General features: G+C 61.2%; 15 protein-coding genes and 1 pseudogene. 14 read left to right on the top strand and 2 right to left on the bottom strand.

Going from position 1 to position 15,296, the window contains the following annotated elements; translation table 11 throughout:
- The first annotated feature begins 53 nt into the window (after window positions 1–53).
- The 4 genes and pseudogenes from WE862_RS00180 to WE862_RS00165 all read left to right on the top strand — a co-directional run bounded on the left by WE862_RS00180 (window position 54) and on the right by WE862_RS00165 (window position 4,431).
- On the top strand, window positions 54–524 hold the full coding sequence (locus WE862_RS00180; RefSeq protein ID WP_042030501.1) for a YhcH/YjgK/YiaL family protein: 471 nt from the start codon (window positions 54–56) through the stop codon (window positions 522–524).
- A gap of 221 nt (window positions 525–745) precedes the next feature.
- A complete protein-coding gene (locus tag WE862_RS00175) occupies window positions 746–1,945 on the top strand; it encodes an acetate kinase (RefSeq protein ID WP_033113766.1) in 1,200 nt (399 codons plus the stop codon).
- A 131-nt stretch (window positions 1,946–2,076) separates the two neighbouring features.
- The gene (locus WE862_RS00170) at window positions 2,077–3,318 is read left to right on the top strand and encodes a mechanosensitive ion channel family protein (RefSeq protein WP_041210190.1); all 1,242 of its coding nucleotides are present in this window, start codon (window positions 2,077–2,079) and stop codon (window positions 3,316–3,318) included.
- Window positions 3,319–3,503: 185 nt separating this feature from the next.
- Window positions 3,504–4,431 (top strand): annotated as a pseudogene (locus WE862_RS00165) (L,D-transpeptidase family protein).
- A gap of 78 nt (window positions 4,432–4,509) precedes the next feature.
- On the opposite strand, the gene WE862_RS00160 reads toward WE862_RS00165, so the two are convergent.
- Complete coding sequence (locus tag WE862_RS00160; RefSeq protein WP_042030502.1) at window positions 4,510–5,403, bottom strand: VirK/YbjX family protein; 894 nt, start codon at window positions 5,401–5,403, stop codon at window positions 4,510–4,512.
- Between the two features lie 323 nt (window positions 5,404–5,726).
- On the opposite strand from WE862_RS00160, the gene putP reads away from it, so the two are divergent.
- The 10 genes from putP (at window position 5,727) to rpoS (ending at window position 14,088) form a co-directional block, all read left to right on the top strand.
- Window positions 5,727–7,244 carry a sodium/proline symporter PutP gene (gene putP / locus WE862_RS00155; RefSeq protein ID WP_041210188.1) on the top strand — a complete coding sequence of 506 codons (1,518 nt, stop codon included), beginning with the start codon at window positions 5,727–5,729 and terminating at the stop codon, window positions 7,242–7,244.
- A gap of 207 nt (window positions 7,245–7,451) precedes the next feature.
- Complete coding sequence (gene ftsB, locus WE862_RS00150) at window positions 7,452–7,769, top strand: cell division protein FtsB (RefSeq protein WP_041210187.1); 318 nt, start codon at window positions 7,452–7,454, stop codon at window positions 7,767–7,769.
- Window positions 7,762–8,454, top strand: a complete 693-nt coding sequence (ispD, locus tag WE862_RS00145) for a 2-C-methyl-D-erythritol 4-phosphate cytidylyltransferase (protein ID WP_042030503.1) — start codon at window positions 7,762–7,764, stop codon at window positions 8,452–8,454. Before ftsB ends, ispD begins: the two co-directional genes overlap by 8 nt.
- Window positions 8,455–8,508: 54 nt before the next feature.
- Window positions 8,509–8,985: a 2-C-methyl-D-erythritol 2,4-cyclodiphosphate synthase gene (gene ispF, locus WE862_RS00140; protein ID WP_041210185.1), complete on the top strand. Its 477-nt coding sequence runs from the start codon at window positions 8,509–8,511 to the stop codon at window positions 8,983–8,985.
- Complete coding sequence (truD, locus tag WE862_RS00135; protein WP_042030505.1) at window positions 8,985–10,043, top strand: tRNA pseudouridine(13) synthase TruD; 1,059 nt, start codon at window positions 8,985–8,987, stop codon at window positions 10,041–10,043. The genes ispF and truD overlap by 1 nt, the downstream gene beginning before the upstream one ends.
- Window positions 10,024–10,770 (top strand): 5'/3'-nucleotidase SurE, encoded by a 747-nt coding sequence (surE, locus tag WE862_RS00130; RefSeq protein WP_041210183.1) that lies wholly within the window; start codon window positions 10,024–10,026, stop codon window positions 10,768–10,770. Before truD ends, surE begins: the two co-directional genes overlap by 20 nt.
- 4 nt (window positions 10,771–10,774) lie before the next feature.
- Window positions 10,775–11,392 (top strand): protein-L-isoaspartate(D-aspartate) O-methyltransferase, encoded by a 618-nt coding sequence (locus tag WE862_RS00125; protein WP_033113776.1) that lies wholly within the window; start codon window positions 10,775–10,777, stop codon window positions 11,390–11,392.
- Window positions 11,389–11,970, top strand: a complete 582-nt coding sequence (locus WE862_RS00120) for a YqaA family protein (RefSeq protein WP_033113777.1) — start codon at window positions 11,389–11,391, stop codon at window positions 11,968–11,970. The genes WE862_RS00125 and WE862_RS00120 overlap by 4 nt, the downstream gene beginning before the upstream one ends.
- A gap of 9 nt (window positions 11,971–11,979) precedes the next feature.
- Entirely contained in the window at window positions 11,980–13,056 is a 1,077-nt protein-coding gene (locus WE862_RS00115) for a LysM peptidoglycan-binding domain-containing protein (RefSeq protein WP_042030507.1), read from the top strand.
- A 45-nt stretch (window positions 13,057–13,101) separates the two neighbouring features.
- The gene (rpoS, locus tag WE862_RS00110; RefSeq protein ID WP_041210181.1) at window positions 13,102–14,088 is read left to right on the top strand and encodes an RNA polymerase sigma factor RpoS; all 987 of its coding nucleotides are present in this window, start codon (window positions 13,102–13,104) and stop codon (window positions 14,086–14,088) included.
- A gap of 97 nt (window positions 14,089–14,185) precedes the next feature.
- Here rpoS and WE862_RS00105 read toward each other — a convergent pair whose 3' ends face one another.
- Window positions 14,186–15,223, bottom strand: a complete 1,038-nt coding sequence (locus WE862_RS00105) for an alkene reductase (protein WP_042030509.1) — start codon at window positions 15,221–15,223, stop codon at window positions 14,186–14,188.
- Window positions 15,224–15,296: the final 73 nt, after the last annotated feature.

Genomic DNA, 15,296 nt, shown 5'->3' with positions numbered 1-15,296 from the left:
ATTGGGCGGCAAAGATGCCGCGCAGATATACCTAACAGGAATATGCTCGCACCATGATCACCGGTAGCCTGAACACGTTGCAGCGGACGCCGCTGCCTGCCCCGCTGGATCGCATCATGGTCGAGGTGGTCAAAAGCGTTGCCCAGTGGCGCGAGGCGCCCCTTGGCAAGAGTGAAATCGACGGCCTCAAGCTGTTCTGTCTGGTGAGCGAGGAGATGACCGAGCCGGCTGCGGATCGCCGTGGCGAGTTCCACCGCGACTATCTCGATATCCAGCTGCTGCTGGCAGGCGAAGAGTGGATCGGTGTCGGGCCTCATGAGTATGCAGACGAAGGGGCTGACCATCCCCATCCCGACCTCTGGTTTGTCGATGACGAGCAGACTACCTATCTGGCGCTGCAACCGGGCGATTTCGCCATCTTCTGGCCGGGCGAACTGCATCGCCCGCTCTGTACGCGCAACCAGCCCGCCAAAGTGAAAAAGCTGGTGGTCAAGGTACATCGGGATCTGCTGGCCATCGCCTGAGCATCCCCATTGAAGCGAGCCCTGCGCAGCTGATGCGTCGAGACTCGCAAGCATTGAGACAAGTGATACGCACCACAAGTGGCGATGACTCTTTCAAGAGCAAGAATTGAAAAATTGGACGCACCCTCCTGCGACCATAAGCCCCCGGCAGGGGAATCCCATCCTCTTTTGGATGACACGACACTGTCGGCATAAAGCCGAAGCACAGGAAGATGTAGAAAATGAGCAAGTTGGTACTGATCCTTAACTGCGGTAGCTCTTCCCTGAAATTTGCCGTAATGGACGCCGAAACAGGTGAGGACATGCTGTCCGGCCTGGCCGAATGCTTCAATCTGGATGATGCACGTATCAAATGGAAACTCCACGGGGTCAAAGGCGAAGCCATGCTGGGAGCGGGTGCCGCTCACCAGGAAGCGCTCGACCACATCGTGGGCCACATCCTGCCGCAGGATCCGTCTCTGGCCGGTCAGCTGGTGGCCATCGGCCATCGCATCGTACACGGTGGCGAGCAGTTCTCCCGTTCCGTTCGCATCGATGACAGCGTGATCGCCGGCATCGAAGCCGCTATCCCGTTCGCCCCGCTGCACAACCCGGCTCACCTGATCGGTATCCGCGCTGCGCTCAAGGTGTTCCCGCAACTGGCTGACAAGAACGTGGCCGTGTTCGACACCGCGTTCCACCAGACCCTGCCGCAGGAGGCCTACCTCTATGCGCTGCCTTACAAGCTCTACAGCGAGCACGGCATCCGTCGTTACGGCGCGCACGGCACCTCCCACCGCTACATCGCGGAAGAGGCGGCCAAAGAGCTGGGCAAGCCGCTGAACGAACTGAACATCATCAACTGCCACCTGGGCAACGGTGCTTCCGTTTGCGCCATCAAGAACGGTGAGTCCGTCGACACCTCCATGGGTCTGACTCCGCTGGAAGGTCTGGCGATGGGCACCCGTTGTGGTGACATCGATCCGGCTGTGGTCTTCTTCATGCACGACCAGCTTGGTTACAGCGTGGAGCAGATCAATCACACCCTGACCCGTGAGTCCGGTCTGCTGGGTATGACCGAAGCGAGCAGCGACTGCCGCTATGTCACTACCAACTACGCTACCGACGCCGGTGCCAAGCGTGCGCTGGATGTCTTCACCTACCGCGTGGCCAAGTATGTCGGCGCCTACGCCGCTGCGATGGACGGTCGTCTGGACGCCGTGGTATTCACCGGTGGTATCGGTGAGAACGCCGCCATGGTGCGCGAGATGGTGCTGGCGCGTCTGGCCCTGTTCGGCTTCAAGGTGGACAAAGAGGCGAACAACGCTGCCGTACTGGGTGGCGAAGGCCGCATCACTACCGCCGACAGCCGTTGCGCCATGGTGATCCCGACCAACGAAGAGCTGGTCATCGCCCGCGATGCCCTGGGCCTGGTCGGCTAACGCCAATCGGTCTCCTAACAACGCCCGGCTTTGCCGGGCGTTGTCGTTTGTGGCGACCCGTTATTTGACTTGGAGGCTCGGGGCGTTACCCTGACGGCCACGTTTTGGCATTGCAGCATTGGGGGAGAGGAATGAAAGAGACGTTTTTTAACTGGCTGTCGGAGCTTGGGGTCGAGGTGACCGGCATGATGGGGCTGGTCATCGCGCTCGCTTTCATCCTCGTCACCTCGCTGCTGCTGCACATGATGCTGCACCGCTTTCTGCTGGTGCGGCTGGTGGGCATTCTCGGCAGGGCCAAGCAGGTGTGGTTGCCACCCCAGTTGCAACAGCGCCTCTTCTACCGGCTTGCTTTCGTCTTTCAGGGGGCCGTGCTGCTCGGTCAGGCGGAGATCTGGCTGCCGCGCAGCTCCGATAGCCTGAAGCTTATCGAGATGTCGGCCCAGCTCTGGATCCTCTTCTTCCTGCTGCTCTCCTTCTTTACCCTGCTCGACTGCGTGCTGGCGGTGAGCCGCAACATCCGGTTGTGGCGGGATCTGCCTCTGCGCGGCATCTTCCAGGGGGCCAAGCTGGTGGGCAGCATTCTGGTCGGCATCCTGATGATCGCCCTGCTGCTTGGCAAGTCACCGCTGTTCCTGTTCAGCGGTCTGGGCGCCATGACCGCGGTGCTGATGCTGGTATTCAAGGATCCCATCCTCGGTCTGGTGGCGGGGATCCAGCTCTCTGCCAACCGGATGCTGAACGTTGGCGACTGGCTGCAGATGGACAAATATGGCGCCGATGGCGAGGTGACCGATATCGGCCTTACCACGGTCAAGGTGTCGAACTGGGACAAGACGGTTACCACCATTCCCACCTATGCCCTCATCTCCGACTCCTTCAAGAACTGGCAGGGGATGACCGAATCGGGCGGACGGCGCATCAAGCGCAGCATCAATATCGACATGACCAGCGTGCGCTTCATGACGGCCGACGAGCAGTTGCAGCTCAAGCAGGCCCAGTTGCTGGCACCCTATCTCACCCGCAAGGAGCAGGAGCTGAGCAGTTACAACCAGCAGCTGAGCGATGCCTTGAGCTGCCCCATCAACGGCCGTCACCTCACCAATCTCGGCACCCTGCGCGCCTATCTGGATGCCTATCTGCGCGCCCATCCCGGCATTCGCAAGGACATGACCCTGATGGTGCGTCAGCTGGCGCCTACCTCTGACGGCTTGCCGCTGGAGATCTACTGCTTTACCGCGACCACCGCCTGGGCCGAGTACGAAGGGATCCAGGCCGATATTTTCGACCACATTTTCGCCATCATCGAGCAATTTCATCTGCGGTTGCACCAATCTCCCACTGGATACGATATGCGCTCCTGGCAGAAGGGATAAGCGGGCAACAGACAGGGGCTGGCGGCGGATAAAAAAACGATATTAATCGTCGACCCGCCGCTACTTGTCAGTTGAAATTTGCTTTGCAGAAGAGAAAAATGGCGGCCTTCTCTTCGCGCCCCTGATCCTCGTCTGATCAGCTGTCAGCCCAGAGATGTCAACTCAGTCATTATCATGGGAAAGTTATGAAGCTCCTTCGCAATAGTGTGGCAACACTCTGCTACAGCCTGCTGCTGACCGCTGCGCCGGTTTTCGCTGTTGAATATGCTCTGCCTGCGGCCAACAGCCGTCTGGTGGGGGAAAATCTGGAATACGCTGGTCCCGGCCGAAGAGAACGGCCAGCCGCTGGAGGCCATTGCCGCAAAATTCCAGCTGGGGCTGACCAACATGATCGAAGCCAACCCCAAGGCTGACCCCCTGCTGGTGCAGACCGGCGAGAAGCTGGTGATCCCCCATCAGCTGATCCTGCCGGATGCGCCCCGTGAAGGGATCGTGCTGAACGTGGCCGAGATGCGCCTCTACTACTACCCGAAAGGCAAGAAAGTGGTGGAAGTGCTGCCCATCGGCATCGGCCAGCTGGGCACCGACACCCCGGAGAACTGGGTGACCAGCGTACAGCGCAAGAAAGCGGGCCCGACCTGGACCCCGACTGCCAAGATGCACGCCGAATATGCCGCCCGTGGCGAGAGCCTGCCTGCGGTATGGCCGGCTGGCCCGGACAACCCCATGGGGCTGTTTGCGCTCTACATCGGCAAGATGTACGCCATCCACGGTACCAACGCCCAGTTCGGTATCGGCCTGCGGGTGAGCCACGGTTGTGTGCGTCTGCGCAACGATGACATCGAGTACCTGTTCAAGAAGGTACCGGTAGGCACTCGCGTCCAGTTCATCAACCAGCCGCTCAAAGCCTCTGTCGAGCCGGATGGCCGCCGCTATCTGGAAGTGCATCAGCCGCTGTCCCGCAGCGAGGAGGAGTTCAACTCCAGCTTGCCGGCGCCGCTGCCGATGACCCCGGCCATTACCCGTTTCATTGCCCACGCCGACAGCGACTCCCAGCTGGTCAAACAGGCGCTGGAGCAGCGCAGCGGCATGCCGGTCGCCATCAACGGCTAATCCCGGTAATCGGCCACAAGAAAGGGCGAACAGCGTGCTGTTCGCCCTTTCTCTTTTCTGGCCTTGTACGGAGCCGGATTAGCTGCGGCGCAGATTGTCGGCGAGCTCTCCGGCGAGCTGATCGAGCATCTGGTAGCGCGCCTTGTAGCTGGCCCGTTTGCGGGAGGGGATCTCCTCCAGCGTTTTGCGCGGTATCTGCAGCGGCAGGCTCATCCAGAGTTCATCCATGACGTTGCCCTGATGCTCTTCCCACAGCCCATCCAGATCGAACTTGACCCGGCTGGCGGTGCGCTTGCTGCACTGGTAGACGTGGCTTTGAGTGCGGATCCCGAGCAGGGTTTCACACCCCAGGCCGCGAGCCAGCTCGGCTGCCATGTAGACCAGCAGCGACATGGGACGCAGGCCGCCGCACGCCTTGGTGACCAGTTTGATCTCCTCACTCAGCCCCTTGCCCCCTTGCAGCGAGCAGATCTCCAGCGTGGGCTGCGGCTCGCAGCGCAGGTTGAGCGCCATGAAGTAGAGCGCCGACTCGCCGAGCTTGAGGGTCAGGCTCATCTCTCCCTCTTTGGCCATGTGGGTCTGGTAATCGAGCTGCAGGGTGAGCGGCGCGGTAAGCTTGTCGCTCTGCCAGCTGGCAAGCTGCAAGCCGCTCTGGCTGTAGATCGCCTGCTGCTGCGCTTCGGGCAGGGCCAGTGCCAGCTGCCGGTAGTGGGCGGTGATGAGCCCGGCGCGTAACCCCTTGCGCAGCCCCTTGTGGCGATAGGGGTGAATCGGCTTTTCCAGAATATCGGGGAAGCGGGTGATCGCCTGCGCCAGCAGTGGCAGCGTCTCCTGCTGGCGATAGAGGGCGCGGGCACCCGGATGCAGCCAGAGGCGGCCAACGAATTTGGCCCGTCTGATGAGATGGCCCGACTCCTCTACCGGATGGAGACGGCGGGCGAGAGTACGCAGTTGCGACAGATGAGAGGACATAGGCGTGGCCCCGGTTCGTTGGATTCAGGGCGGCGAGTGTAGGAGGGGACGGGGAGGATGTAAAAAGCTCGATAGTAACAAAATGTGAAGATAAAACGCTCAATAGCAGGGGCAAGTGCTCTGATCTCTCGCCCGGACGGAAAAGGAAATTCGGTTCTATCTCCTTGATGTAGAGATGATTTGCTGCGCAAAGGTTTTTATTGTGTTTTCTGTTTGTTAATAAAGGGGTTGAGCCGATAGGGACGGGTGATTAAGCTAGGCCGGTTTTTAGGGACGAGCCCGTCATCAGAGCGGGTAAAAGATGAAATAAAACGGAGTTTTGCATGACAGCCAGCACACCCATGTTAATCACCTTTCTGGTGTACATCCTCGGGATGGTACTGATCGGCTTTGTTGCCTATCGCGCCACCCGCAACTTTGACGACTACATCCTTGGCGGTCGCCGGATGGGGAGCTGGGTCACCGCCCTCTCCGCCGGCGCCTCCGACATGAGTGGATGGTTGCTGATGGGCTTGCCCGGCGCCATCTTCATCAGCGGCATCTCCGAGAGCTGGATCGCCATCGGTCTGGTCATCGGTGCCTACCTCAACTGGCGCTGGGTGGCGGGCCGCCTGCGGGTTCATACCGAGAAGAACCGCAACGCCCTGACCCTGCCGGACTACTTCACCTACCGCTTTGAAGATCACAGCAAGGTGCTGCGCATCCTCTCGGCGCTGGTGATCCTGCTCTTCTTCACCATCTACTGCGCCTCCGGTGTGGTGGCAGGTGCCCGCCTGTTCGAGAGCACCTTCGGCATGGATTACAACACCGCACTCTGGGTCGGTGCGGCCGCCACCATCACCTACACCTTCTTCGGTGGTTTCCTCGCGGTGAGCTGGACCGATACGGTGCAGGCGACCCTGATGATCTTCGCCCTGATCCTCACCCCGGTGTTCGTCATCATCGCCGTGGGCGGGGTGGACAGCGCCATGATTGAGGTAGCCGCCAAGAGCGCCAGCAACCTCGACATGTTCAAAAATCTGGATGTAATCGCCATCATCTCCCTGATGGCGTGGGGGCTCGGCTACTTCGGTCAGCCGCATATTCTGGCCCGCTTCATGGCAGCGGATTCCCACCACTCCATGGCCAATGCCCGTCGCATCAGCATGACCTGGATGATCTTCTGCCTGGGCGGCGCGGTGGCCATCGGCTTCTTCGGCCTGGCCTACTTCGCCCGCTTCCCGGAAGTGGCGGGCGGCGTCACCGGCAACCCGGAGCGGGTCTTTATCGAGCTCTCCAAGATCCTGTTCAACCCCTGGATTGCCGGCGTGCTGCTTTCCGCCATTCTGGCTGCGGTGATGAGTACCCTGAGTTGCCAGCTGCTGGTCTGCTCCAGCGCCATCACCGAGGATCTCTACAAGCCGTTTCTGCGCAAGAACGCCTCCCAGCGCGAGCTGGTGTGGGTAGGGCGGTTGATGGTGCTGGCCATCGCCCTGATCGCCATCAGCGTTGCCATGAATCCGGAGAACCGGGTGCTCGGGCTGGTGAGTTACGCCTGGGCCGGTTTTGGTGCCGCGTTTGGCCCGGTGGTGCTGCTCTCCGTGCTCTGGCCGCGAATGACCCGCAACGGCGCGCTGGCCGGCATGCTGGTGGGCGCCATCACGGTGATCGTCTGGAAACAGTTCGGTTGGCTGGGACTGTATGAAATTATCCCGGGCTTCCTGTTTGCCTGTATCGCGATTGTAGCGGGCAGCCTGCTGGGAGAAGCGCCTTCAAAAACCATGCTGGAGCGTTTCCGCGAGGCCGAAGAGGAGTACAACACCCCGGCCGAGCTGGAAGGGGAGCCGGTCGCCGTCAACTGATAGCGGCACCTCCGTTCTGACAATCAACCCCGCCCCGGCGCATCTTGACCACACTGGTCAATCCTTGCGCCGGTTTGGCGGGGTATTGCGCTATATGACTCACCTTTGGGCACTTTTTTCTGCTTGCCCGGCCCCTTCGGGGTATTGGCTTTCTTTTGTCTTTGCACCGAATATGGGACACTAGGCCGCTTGAAGGAGACCTAGAGCATGCGCCTATTCACCCTGATCCTGATCCTCCTGCTGGGAGGTCTGCAATATGACTTCTGGCTGGGGAAGAACGGGCTGTCCGACTACCAGAGTCTGTCGGAGGCCATCTCGCAGCAGCAGCGGGACAACCAGAGCCTCAAGGATCGCAACGACCTGATTTATCGCGAGATCGATGATCTCACCTCTGGCCTTGAGGCCATCGAGGAGCTTTCGCGCAACGATCTGGGCTACATCAAGCAGGGCGAGACCTTCTACCGGATCATCCCCAAAGAGAAAGAAAAAGAGAATGTGCCAGCGGATGCCCCTTACGATGACTGATGCGACCCGCATTCCAGCCCTGACGGCGATCGTGCCGGCCGCCGGCATTGGCAGCCGGATGGGGGCCGAGTGCCCCAAGCAGTATCTGCAACTGGCGGGCAAGACCATTCTCGAGCACACCCTGGAGCGGCTGCTCGCACACCCCGCCATCGGGCAGGTGATCGTGGCGCTGGCTCCCCATGACCGCTGGTTTGACACCCTCCCGGTGGCGCAGGATGAGCGGATCCTGCGGGTCGAGGGGGGCGCCGAGCGCGCCTTTTCCGTCCTCAACGCCCTCCATGTGGCGCAAGGGGAGTGGGTGCTGGTGCACGATGCGGCCCGCCCCTGTCTGACCCACGGCGATCTCGATGCCCTGATTGCTGCCGCCATGACGAGTGGTGGCGCCATCCTCGGCAGCCGGGTGCGCGATACCATGAAGCGCTCCGATGCGGCTGGCAATATCATTGCCACCGTCGAGCGCGAGCAGCTCTGGCATGCCCTGACGCCGCAGATGTTCCCCACCGGCCCCCTCAGACGGGCGCTGGAAGAGGGGTTAGCGCTCGGTGCCACCATTACCGATGAGGCCTCTGCCATGGAGCGTGCCGGGTTTGCGGTGCGGATGGTGGAGGGGCGCGCCGACAACATCAAGGTGACCCGGCCGGAGGATCTCTCTTTGGCGGGACTGTTTTTAAGCCAGCAGGCATAAGCCCACCTATCAGAACAAAGAGGTCTGAACAGACAGGCCGAACAAGGAGCGAGCATGATCCGGATTGGACATGGTTTTGACGTACACAAATTTGGTGGGGTTGGCCCCTGCATGCTGGGCGGGGTGCCGGTTCCCTACGAGCAGGGACTGATCGCCCACTCCGATGGCGACGTGGTACTGCACGCGGTGAGCGATGCCCTGCTGGGCGCCATCGGTGCCGGTGACATCGGTCGCCATTTCCCCGATACCGCTGCCGAATTCAAGGGTATCGACAGCCGTATCCTGCTGCGGGATGTCTTTGCCCGCGTGCAGCGCGCAGGGTATGCCATCGGCAATCTGGATGTGACCATCATCGCTCAGGCGCCCAAGATGGCGCCTCACATAGAGGCCATGTGCGCCGTGCTGGCTGCCGACCTGCAATGTGATTTGAACCGGGTGAACGTCAAGGCGACCACCACCGAACAGCTTGGCTTTACGGGGCGCAAGGAAGGGATCGCCACCGAAGCCGTCGTCTTACTGGTGAAACAATAATGCTGGAACAACTTGCCTACCTGCACGGTGCGCCCACCGCCCGCGGTATCCTCAAGGCCGAGGCCACCGACTTCGTTGTCAATGAAGACCTCGGGTTTGAACCCTGCGGGGAAGGGGAGCACATCTTCGTCCGGGTGCGTAAAACCGGCGAGAATACCGCCTGGGTGGCCGGCCTGCTGGCCGATGCGGCCGGGGTCAACCGCAATGCTGTGACCTGGGCGGGCCTGAAGGATCGCCACGCAGTGACCGAGCAGTGGTTCGGCATTCACCTGCCGGGCAAGGCCGAGCCGGACCTCTCCGTCATTGAGAGCGACAGCATCCGGATCCTGGAGGTGAAGCGCCACAACAAGAAGCTGCGGGTCGGTTACCTCAAGGGCAACCACTTCACCCTGCGTCTCACCGGTCTGGAGCAGGCCGACGGGCTGGAGTCCCGCCTGCAGGCCATCGCCGCCCAGGGCGTGCCCAACTACTATGGCGAGCAGCGTTTCGGCCGTGAAGGCAACAACCTGGAAGCGGCCAAGGCGATGTTTGCCGGCAAGCGGATCAAGGATCGCAACAAGCGCTCTCTCTACCTCTCCGCCGCGCGCAGCATGCTGTTCAATGCCATCGTCAGCGCCCGTATCGAGCAGGGGCTGGCCCATCAGCTGCTGGCCGGTGACTGCGTGATGCTCAAGGGCAGCCACTCCATCTTCAGTGAAGAGAGCGTGACCCCCGAGCTGGAAGCGCGTCTCGCCTCCGGCGACGTGCAGCTCACCGCGCCCCAGTGGGGGCGTGGCCGGCTGGCCAGCCAGGGGGCCGCTGCCGAGTTCGAGCAGGGCGTACTGGCGGCTTACAGTGACTGGTGTGACGGCCTGGAGAAAGCGGGGCTGGATCAGGATCGCCGCCCGCTGCTGCTCAAGCCGGAGCAGATGAGCTGGCAACTGGAAGGAGATGTGCTGACTCTCTCCTTCTTCCTGCCGGCGGGCGCCTTTGCTACCAGCGTGGTGCGCGAGTTAATGCAGGCCGAAGAGGCCGATCACGGTTTCAGGAATCAAACCGATGCGAATTCTGGTCAGTAATGACGATGGTGTGCATGCCGAGGGCATCCGTGCCCTCAGCGAGGCGTTGCGCGCCTGCGGCGAGGTCGTGGTGGTGGCACCGGATCGCAACCGCAGCGGCGCGAGTCACTCCCTGACGCTGGAGGTGCCGCTGCGGGTCACCCGCATCAGCGAAACCGGTTATCATGCGGTGAAGGGGACGCCGACTGACTGCGTCCACCTCGCGGTCAACGAGCTGGTGCGCCCCGAGCCTGACATGGTGGTGGCCGGCATCAACCACGGTGCGAATCTGGGGGATGATGTCATCTACTCCGGCACGGTGGCGGCTGCGACCGAAGGGCGCCACCTTGGCTACCCCTCCCTCGCCATCTCGCTGGTGGGCAAGACCCATTTCGCCACGGCGGCTCACTATGCGGCCCTGCTGGTGAAGGGGTTGATGAAGCACCCCCTGCCAGCGGATCAGATCCTCAATGTGAACGTACCTGACCTGCCGCTTGAGCAGATCCGGGGGATCAGAGTGACCCGCCTTGGCAATCGCCATCGGGCGGAGTCGGTGATCCGCACCGAGGATCCCCGCGGTCAGCCCATCTACTGGATTGGCCCTCCCGGCGACAAGCAGGATGCAGGAGAAGGAACCGACTTTGCTGCCATCGAGCAGGGTTATGTCTCGATAACTCCCCTGACCATTGACATGACTGCCTATGACAGTCTCGCTGGTCTGGGGGCCTGGTTAGATCTGCAGGGATGAGGGTGTGATAGTACAGCGCCTGTTAAATCAGCTCATTGCGCAGGATATTCGCGATTTTCGCGTACTGGCGACCATCGCGAAAGTGCCGCGCCAGCTATTCGTGGATGAGGCCATGGCCCACAAGGCGTGGGACAACACCGCCTTGCCCATCGGCCATGGCCAGACCATTTCGCAGCCCTACATGGTGGCGCGAATGACCGAGCTGCTGATGCAAAATGATCCGGCCCACGTGCTGGAGATTGGCACTGGCTCCGGTTACCAGACGGCGATCCTCGCCCATCTGGTGGAGCACGTTTATACCGTGGAGCGGATCAAGTCGCTGCAGTTCCAGGCAAGACGCCGGCTGCGCCAGCTTGATCTGCACAATGTCTCGGCCAAGCACGGTAATGGCTGGCTGGGATGGCCCAACAAGGGGCCTTACGATGCCATTCTGGTGACGGCGGCGGCGAGCGAGATCCCGACGGCGCTCACCGATCAGCTGGCCGATGGCGGTCGGCTGGTGTTGCCGGTGGGCGACAGCCAGCAGACCCTGCAACTGATTGAACGCTCCGGCTCCCAGCTGACCAGCCGAATTCTGGAACCGGTGCGTTTTGTTCCCCTGATCGACGGAGATGTTGAGTGAAGTTGTTTTCCCGTTTGTATGTACTGGTAATGCAGTGGGCGCGCCACAAATACGCCCCCTGGTATCTCTCCATCACCGCCTTTATCGAATCGGTCTTCTGGCCCATCCCGGTTGACGTGATGCTGGCGCCGATGGCGCTCGGCAAGCCGCACAAGGCGTGGCACTACGCCACGCTGGCCACCGTGTTCTCGGTGCTGGGTGCGCTGTTTGGCTATGCCCTTGGCTACGCGCTGTGGGATCCGGTAGTGCAGCCGCTGGTGGCTTCCGTCGGTTATGAGGGCAAGATCGCCATCGCTCGCCACTGGTTCGAGCAGTGGGGCATCTGGGTCATTTTTATCGCCAGCTTCACCCCGATCCCCTACAAGGTCTTTACCGTGACGGCTGGGCTGTTGCAAATGGCTCTGTTGCCCTTCATCATCACCTCCCTTATCGGCCGCGGTTTGCGCTTTTTCCTGGTGGCAGGTTTGATGCGCTGGGGTGGCGAGAAGATGGAACGCAAACTGATGCACTACGTAGATGTGCTCGGTTGGCTCTGTATTGGTCTGGCCGTCGTGGCCTATTTCTGGTTTAGTCGTTAAGGATCCGCTATGCGTTCGCGTATTTGGCAGGGAAGCAGTGTCGTCGTTCTTTCATGGCTGCTGCTTGCCTGTTCCTCCAGTAAAAATGCCGCTCCGGTTGAGGGGCTGGGTGATGGCCCCTTCGTCTCGACCATCCCGACCCGTCAGGCCGGCGCTCAGGTCAGTGCCCCCATTCAGGGCAACAGCTATGTGGTGAAGCGGGGCGACACCCTCTATTCCATCGCCTTCAACTCCGGTAACGACGTGCCGTCGCTGGCCAGCCTCAACAACATCAGCCCGCCCTATAACATCTATCCGGGGCAGCGCTTGCGACTCGATGGCTCCAGCGCCAGCGTAAGCAGCAGCCGCAGCTCCGGCACCTATGAGGTGCGTCGCGGCGATACCCTGAGCAGCATCGGCCGCCAGTTCGGCATGACGCCGCAGGCGCTGGCCCAGAGCAACAACCTGAGTGCCCCCTACGCCCTGCAGCCGGGTCAGGTGCTCAACGTCCAGTCTGCTGGCGGCAGCAGCACCCAGATGGTAGCCGCAACCCGCCCGGTGACGCCGGTTCCGGTGCAGACCACCACGACCCGACCGAGCAGTGGCCCGCGTCCATTGGCAGAATCGAGTGGATCTGGTCAGACCACGCCATTCATCTCGCAGAAATCCGTTGCTGCGGAGGCACCGAAGGAATACGCTCAGGTCAAAGAACAAAAAACAGACAACTCCCAGTCGAGACTCTCCTGGCACTGGCCCGCAAAAGGCCGGATCGTCGAGGGGTTCTCTGTTGCAGAACAGGGTAACAAGGGTATCGACATAGCCGGCCAGAAGGGGCAACCCGTCTACGCCGCCAGCAGCGGTAAGGTCGTATACGCTGGCAGTGCTTTAAGGGGGTACGGCAAGCTGATCATCCTCAAGCATGATGATGACTATCTCTCCGCCTATGCACACAACGACGAGTTGCGGGTGAAGGAAGGGGACAGCGTCAAGGGGGGCTCGGTCATTGCCAACATGGGTAGCACGGACGCGCCGGATGTGCGATTGCATTTCGAGATCCGGTACAGAGGCAAGTCGATCAATCCGATGAGCTATTTGCCAAAGCGTTAACCCCAGAGAGACCGTCTTACTCTGGTAACGTCAGGGAGACACACCATGAGCCAAGAACAACTGGTAATGCAGGATGCAGAGTTAGAGTTTGACGCTGACCCCGAGTCTCACGAAGAGGTAGAAGAGCTGGAGGAGGTGGCCGCCGAGGCGGAAGAGACCATCTCCGATGAATTGCTGGCACCGGAACTGAACAAGGTGATGGATGCCACCCAGCTCTATCTGGGGGAGATTGGCTTCTCCCCCCTCCTCACTGCCGAAGAAGAAGTCTATTACGCCCGTCGTGCCTTGCGGGGTGACAAAGCAGCCCGCAAGCGCATGATCGAGTCCAACCTGCGACTGGTGGTCAAAATCGCCCGTCGTTACAACAACCGCGGCCTGGTGCTGCTGGATCTCATCGAAGAGGGTAACCTCGGTCTTATCCGCGCGGTCGAGAAGTTCGACCCCGAGCGCGGCTTCCGTTTCTCCACCTATGCCACCTGGTGGATCCGCCAGACCATCGAGCGGGCCATCATGAACCAGACCCGCACCATCCGGCTGCCCATTCATGTGGTCAAGGAGTTAAACGTTTACCTGCGCACCGCGCGTGAACTCTCTCACCGTCTCGATCACGAGCCGACCGCCGAGGATATCGCCCAGGCACTCGATTGCTCGGTGGACAATGTGAACCGCATGCTCAAGCTCAACGAGAAGATCACCTCGGTGGATACCCCCATCGGTGGCGATCGCGACAAGGCGCTGCTGGATGTGCTCTCCGACGAGCGCGGCATGGGGCCGGAGCTGGAGTCACAGGAAGATGATATGCGCAGCAGCATTGTGCACTGGCTGGAGGAGCTCAATCCCAAACAGCGGGAAGTGCTGGCTCGTCGTTTCGGTTTGCTGGGTTACGAGCCCGCCACCCTTGAGGATGTGGGGGCCGAGATTGGCCTGACCCGCGAGCGGGTGCGCCAGATCCAGGTCGAGGGGCTGCGCCGTCTGCGGGAGATCCTGCTGAGCCAGGGGCTCTCCATCGAGGCCCTCTTCCGCACCAATTAAGTCTGCACCAGCTGATCAGCGTATCAGCCAGATAGCACGAGGGGAGCAACTGCTCCCCTCGTTTTTTATTGCCGGTCGTCTGGCGATACCGATGCGGTTAGACCAGCTCGGCCAGCATGGTGTCGGCGTAGGGCACCAGCGCTTCGCCCTTCTTCACCTTGGTGAGGTAGTCCGGGTTGGCGATAAGCGGACGGCCGATGGCCACCAGATCGAAGCGGTTGGCCTCGATGGCTGCTGCGGCGCGCTCGGCGTCGTAGTTGCCCACCCCGACCAGATTGCCCTTGTAGTGGGCGCGCAGATAGTCGGAGGCGCGGCCACCCAGATAATCGAAGGTGAGGTTGTCATCGAAGATGCCGAGGTGGATATAGGCCAGCGGGCGATCGTTGAGCTTGCCCAGCAGATAGTCGAACACGGCGCGATCTTCCGGGCTGCCCGCCAGATGGACATAGGCACCCGGGGAGAGGCGAATACCAACCCGATCACCGCCGATGCGGGCGCTGATGGCATCGACCACTTCCAGCGCGAAGCGGCTCATATTTTCCGGGCAGCCACCGTAGTTGTCGGTGCGCAGGTTGGTGGAGTGGTGCAGGAACTGGTCGATCAGGTAGCCGTTGGCACCGTGGATCTCTACCCCGTCAAAGCCCGCCTCAATGGCGTTGGCTGCGGCTGTCGCGTAATCCTGCACCAGCTGGGCGATTTCGGCTTCGGTCAGGGCACGTGGCACCTGATAGGTCAGCTCGCGCATGCGGGGCACAGTGCCCTCGTGCGCCACGGCAGAGGGCGCCAGCACTTCCGCCTGATGGAAGAAGGGGTGGGAGAGGCGGCCGACGTGCCACAGCTGGGCGAAGATCTTGCCGCCCTTGGCGTGTACGGCGCTGGTCACTCTCTTCCAGCCATCGATCTGAGCCTGGGTGAAGAGGCCCGGGGTATTGGGATAGCCCTGCGCATCGGGGCGGATGATGACGGCTTCGGAGACAATCAGGCCGATGTCGGCACGGCGAGCATAATAGGCAGCCATCTGCTCGGTCGGCACCAGACCGGGGCCTGCCATGCAGCGGGTGAGCGGGGCCATCATGAAGCGGTTGGCCAGGGTCAGAGTCTCATTAAGGCGATACGGCTGAAACAGGGTATTCATGATAGTGTGTCCTGAACGGGTTATTCTTGAACGTGCATTCAAGACGTTTTTTTGTTCCGACGCAAGTCTTTTT

Source organism: Aeromonas jandaei, assembly GCF_037890695.1.
In the GTDB taxonomy this organism is placed as follows: domain Bacteria; phylum Pseudomonadota; class Gammaproteobacteria; order Enterobacterales; family Aeromonadaceae; genus Aeromonas; species Aeromonas jandaei.
The sequence above is the reverse complement of the archived record's forward strand: the minus strand, read 5'-3'. Positions and strand labels throughout refer to the sequence as shown.

Excerpts from the sequence above, each read along its gene's own strand:
- ftsB (WP_041210187.1), top strand. The coding sequence starts at position 7,452 with ATGCGCCTATTCACCCTGATCCTGATCCTCCTGCTGGGAGGTCTGCAA.
- WE862_RS00115 (WP_042030507.1), top strand. The coding sequence starts at position 11,980 with ATGCGTTCGCGTATTTGGCAGGGAAGCAGTGTCGTCGTTCTTTCATGG.
- rpoS (WP_041210181.1), top strand. The coding sequence starts at position 13,102 with ATGAGCCAAGAACAACTGGTAATGCAGGATGCAGAGTTAGAGTTTGAC.
- ispF (WP_041210185.1), top strand. The coding sequence starts at position 8,509 with ATGATCCGGATTGGACATGGTTTTGACGTACACAAATTTGGTGGGGTT.
- putP (WP_041210188.1), top strand. The coding sequence starts at position 5,727 with ATGACAGCCAGCACACCCATGTTAATCACCTTTCTGGTGTACATCCTC.
- truD (WP_042030505.1), top strand. The coding sequence starts at position 8,985 with ATGCTGGAACAACTTGCCTACCTGCACGGTGCGCCCACCGCCCGCGGT.
- WE862_RS00175 (WP_033113766.1), top strand. The coding sequence starts at position 746 with ATGAGCAAGTTGGTACTGATCCTTAACTGCGGTAGCTCTTCCCTGAAA.
- WE862_RS00105 (WP_042030509.1), bottom strand. The coding sequence starts at position 15,223 with ATGAATACCCTGTTTCAGCCGTATCGCCTTAATGAGACTCTGACCCTG.
- WE862_RS00160 (WP_042030502.1), bottom strand. The coding sequence starts at position 5,403 with ATGTCCTCTCATCTGTCGCAACTGCGTACTCTCGCCCGCCGTCTCCAT.
- WE862_RS00170 (WP_041210190.1), top strand. The coding sequence starts at position 2,077 with ATGAAAGAGACGTTTTTTAACTGGCTGTCGGAGCTTGGGGTCGAGGTG.
- surE (WP_041210183.1), top strand. The coding sequence starts at position 10,024 with ATGCGAATTCTGGTCAGTAATGACGATGGTGTGCATGCCGAGGGCATC.
- ispD (WP_042030503.1), top strand. The coding sequence starts at position 7,762 with ATGACTGATGCGACCCGCATTCCAGCCCTGACGGCGATCGTGCCGGCC.
- WE862_RS00180 (WP_042030501.1), top strand. The coding sequence starts at position 54 with ATGATCACCGGTAGCCTGAACACGTTGCAGCGGACGCCGCTGCCTGCC.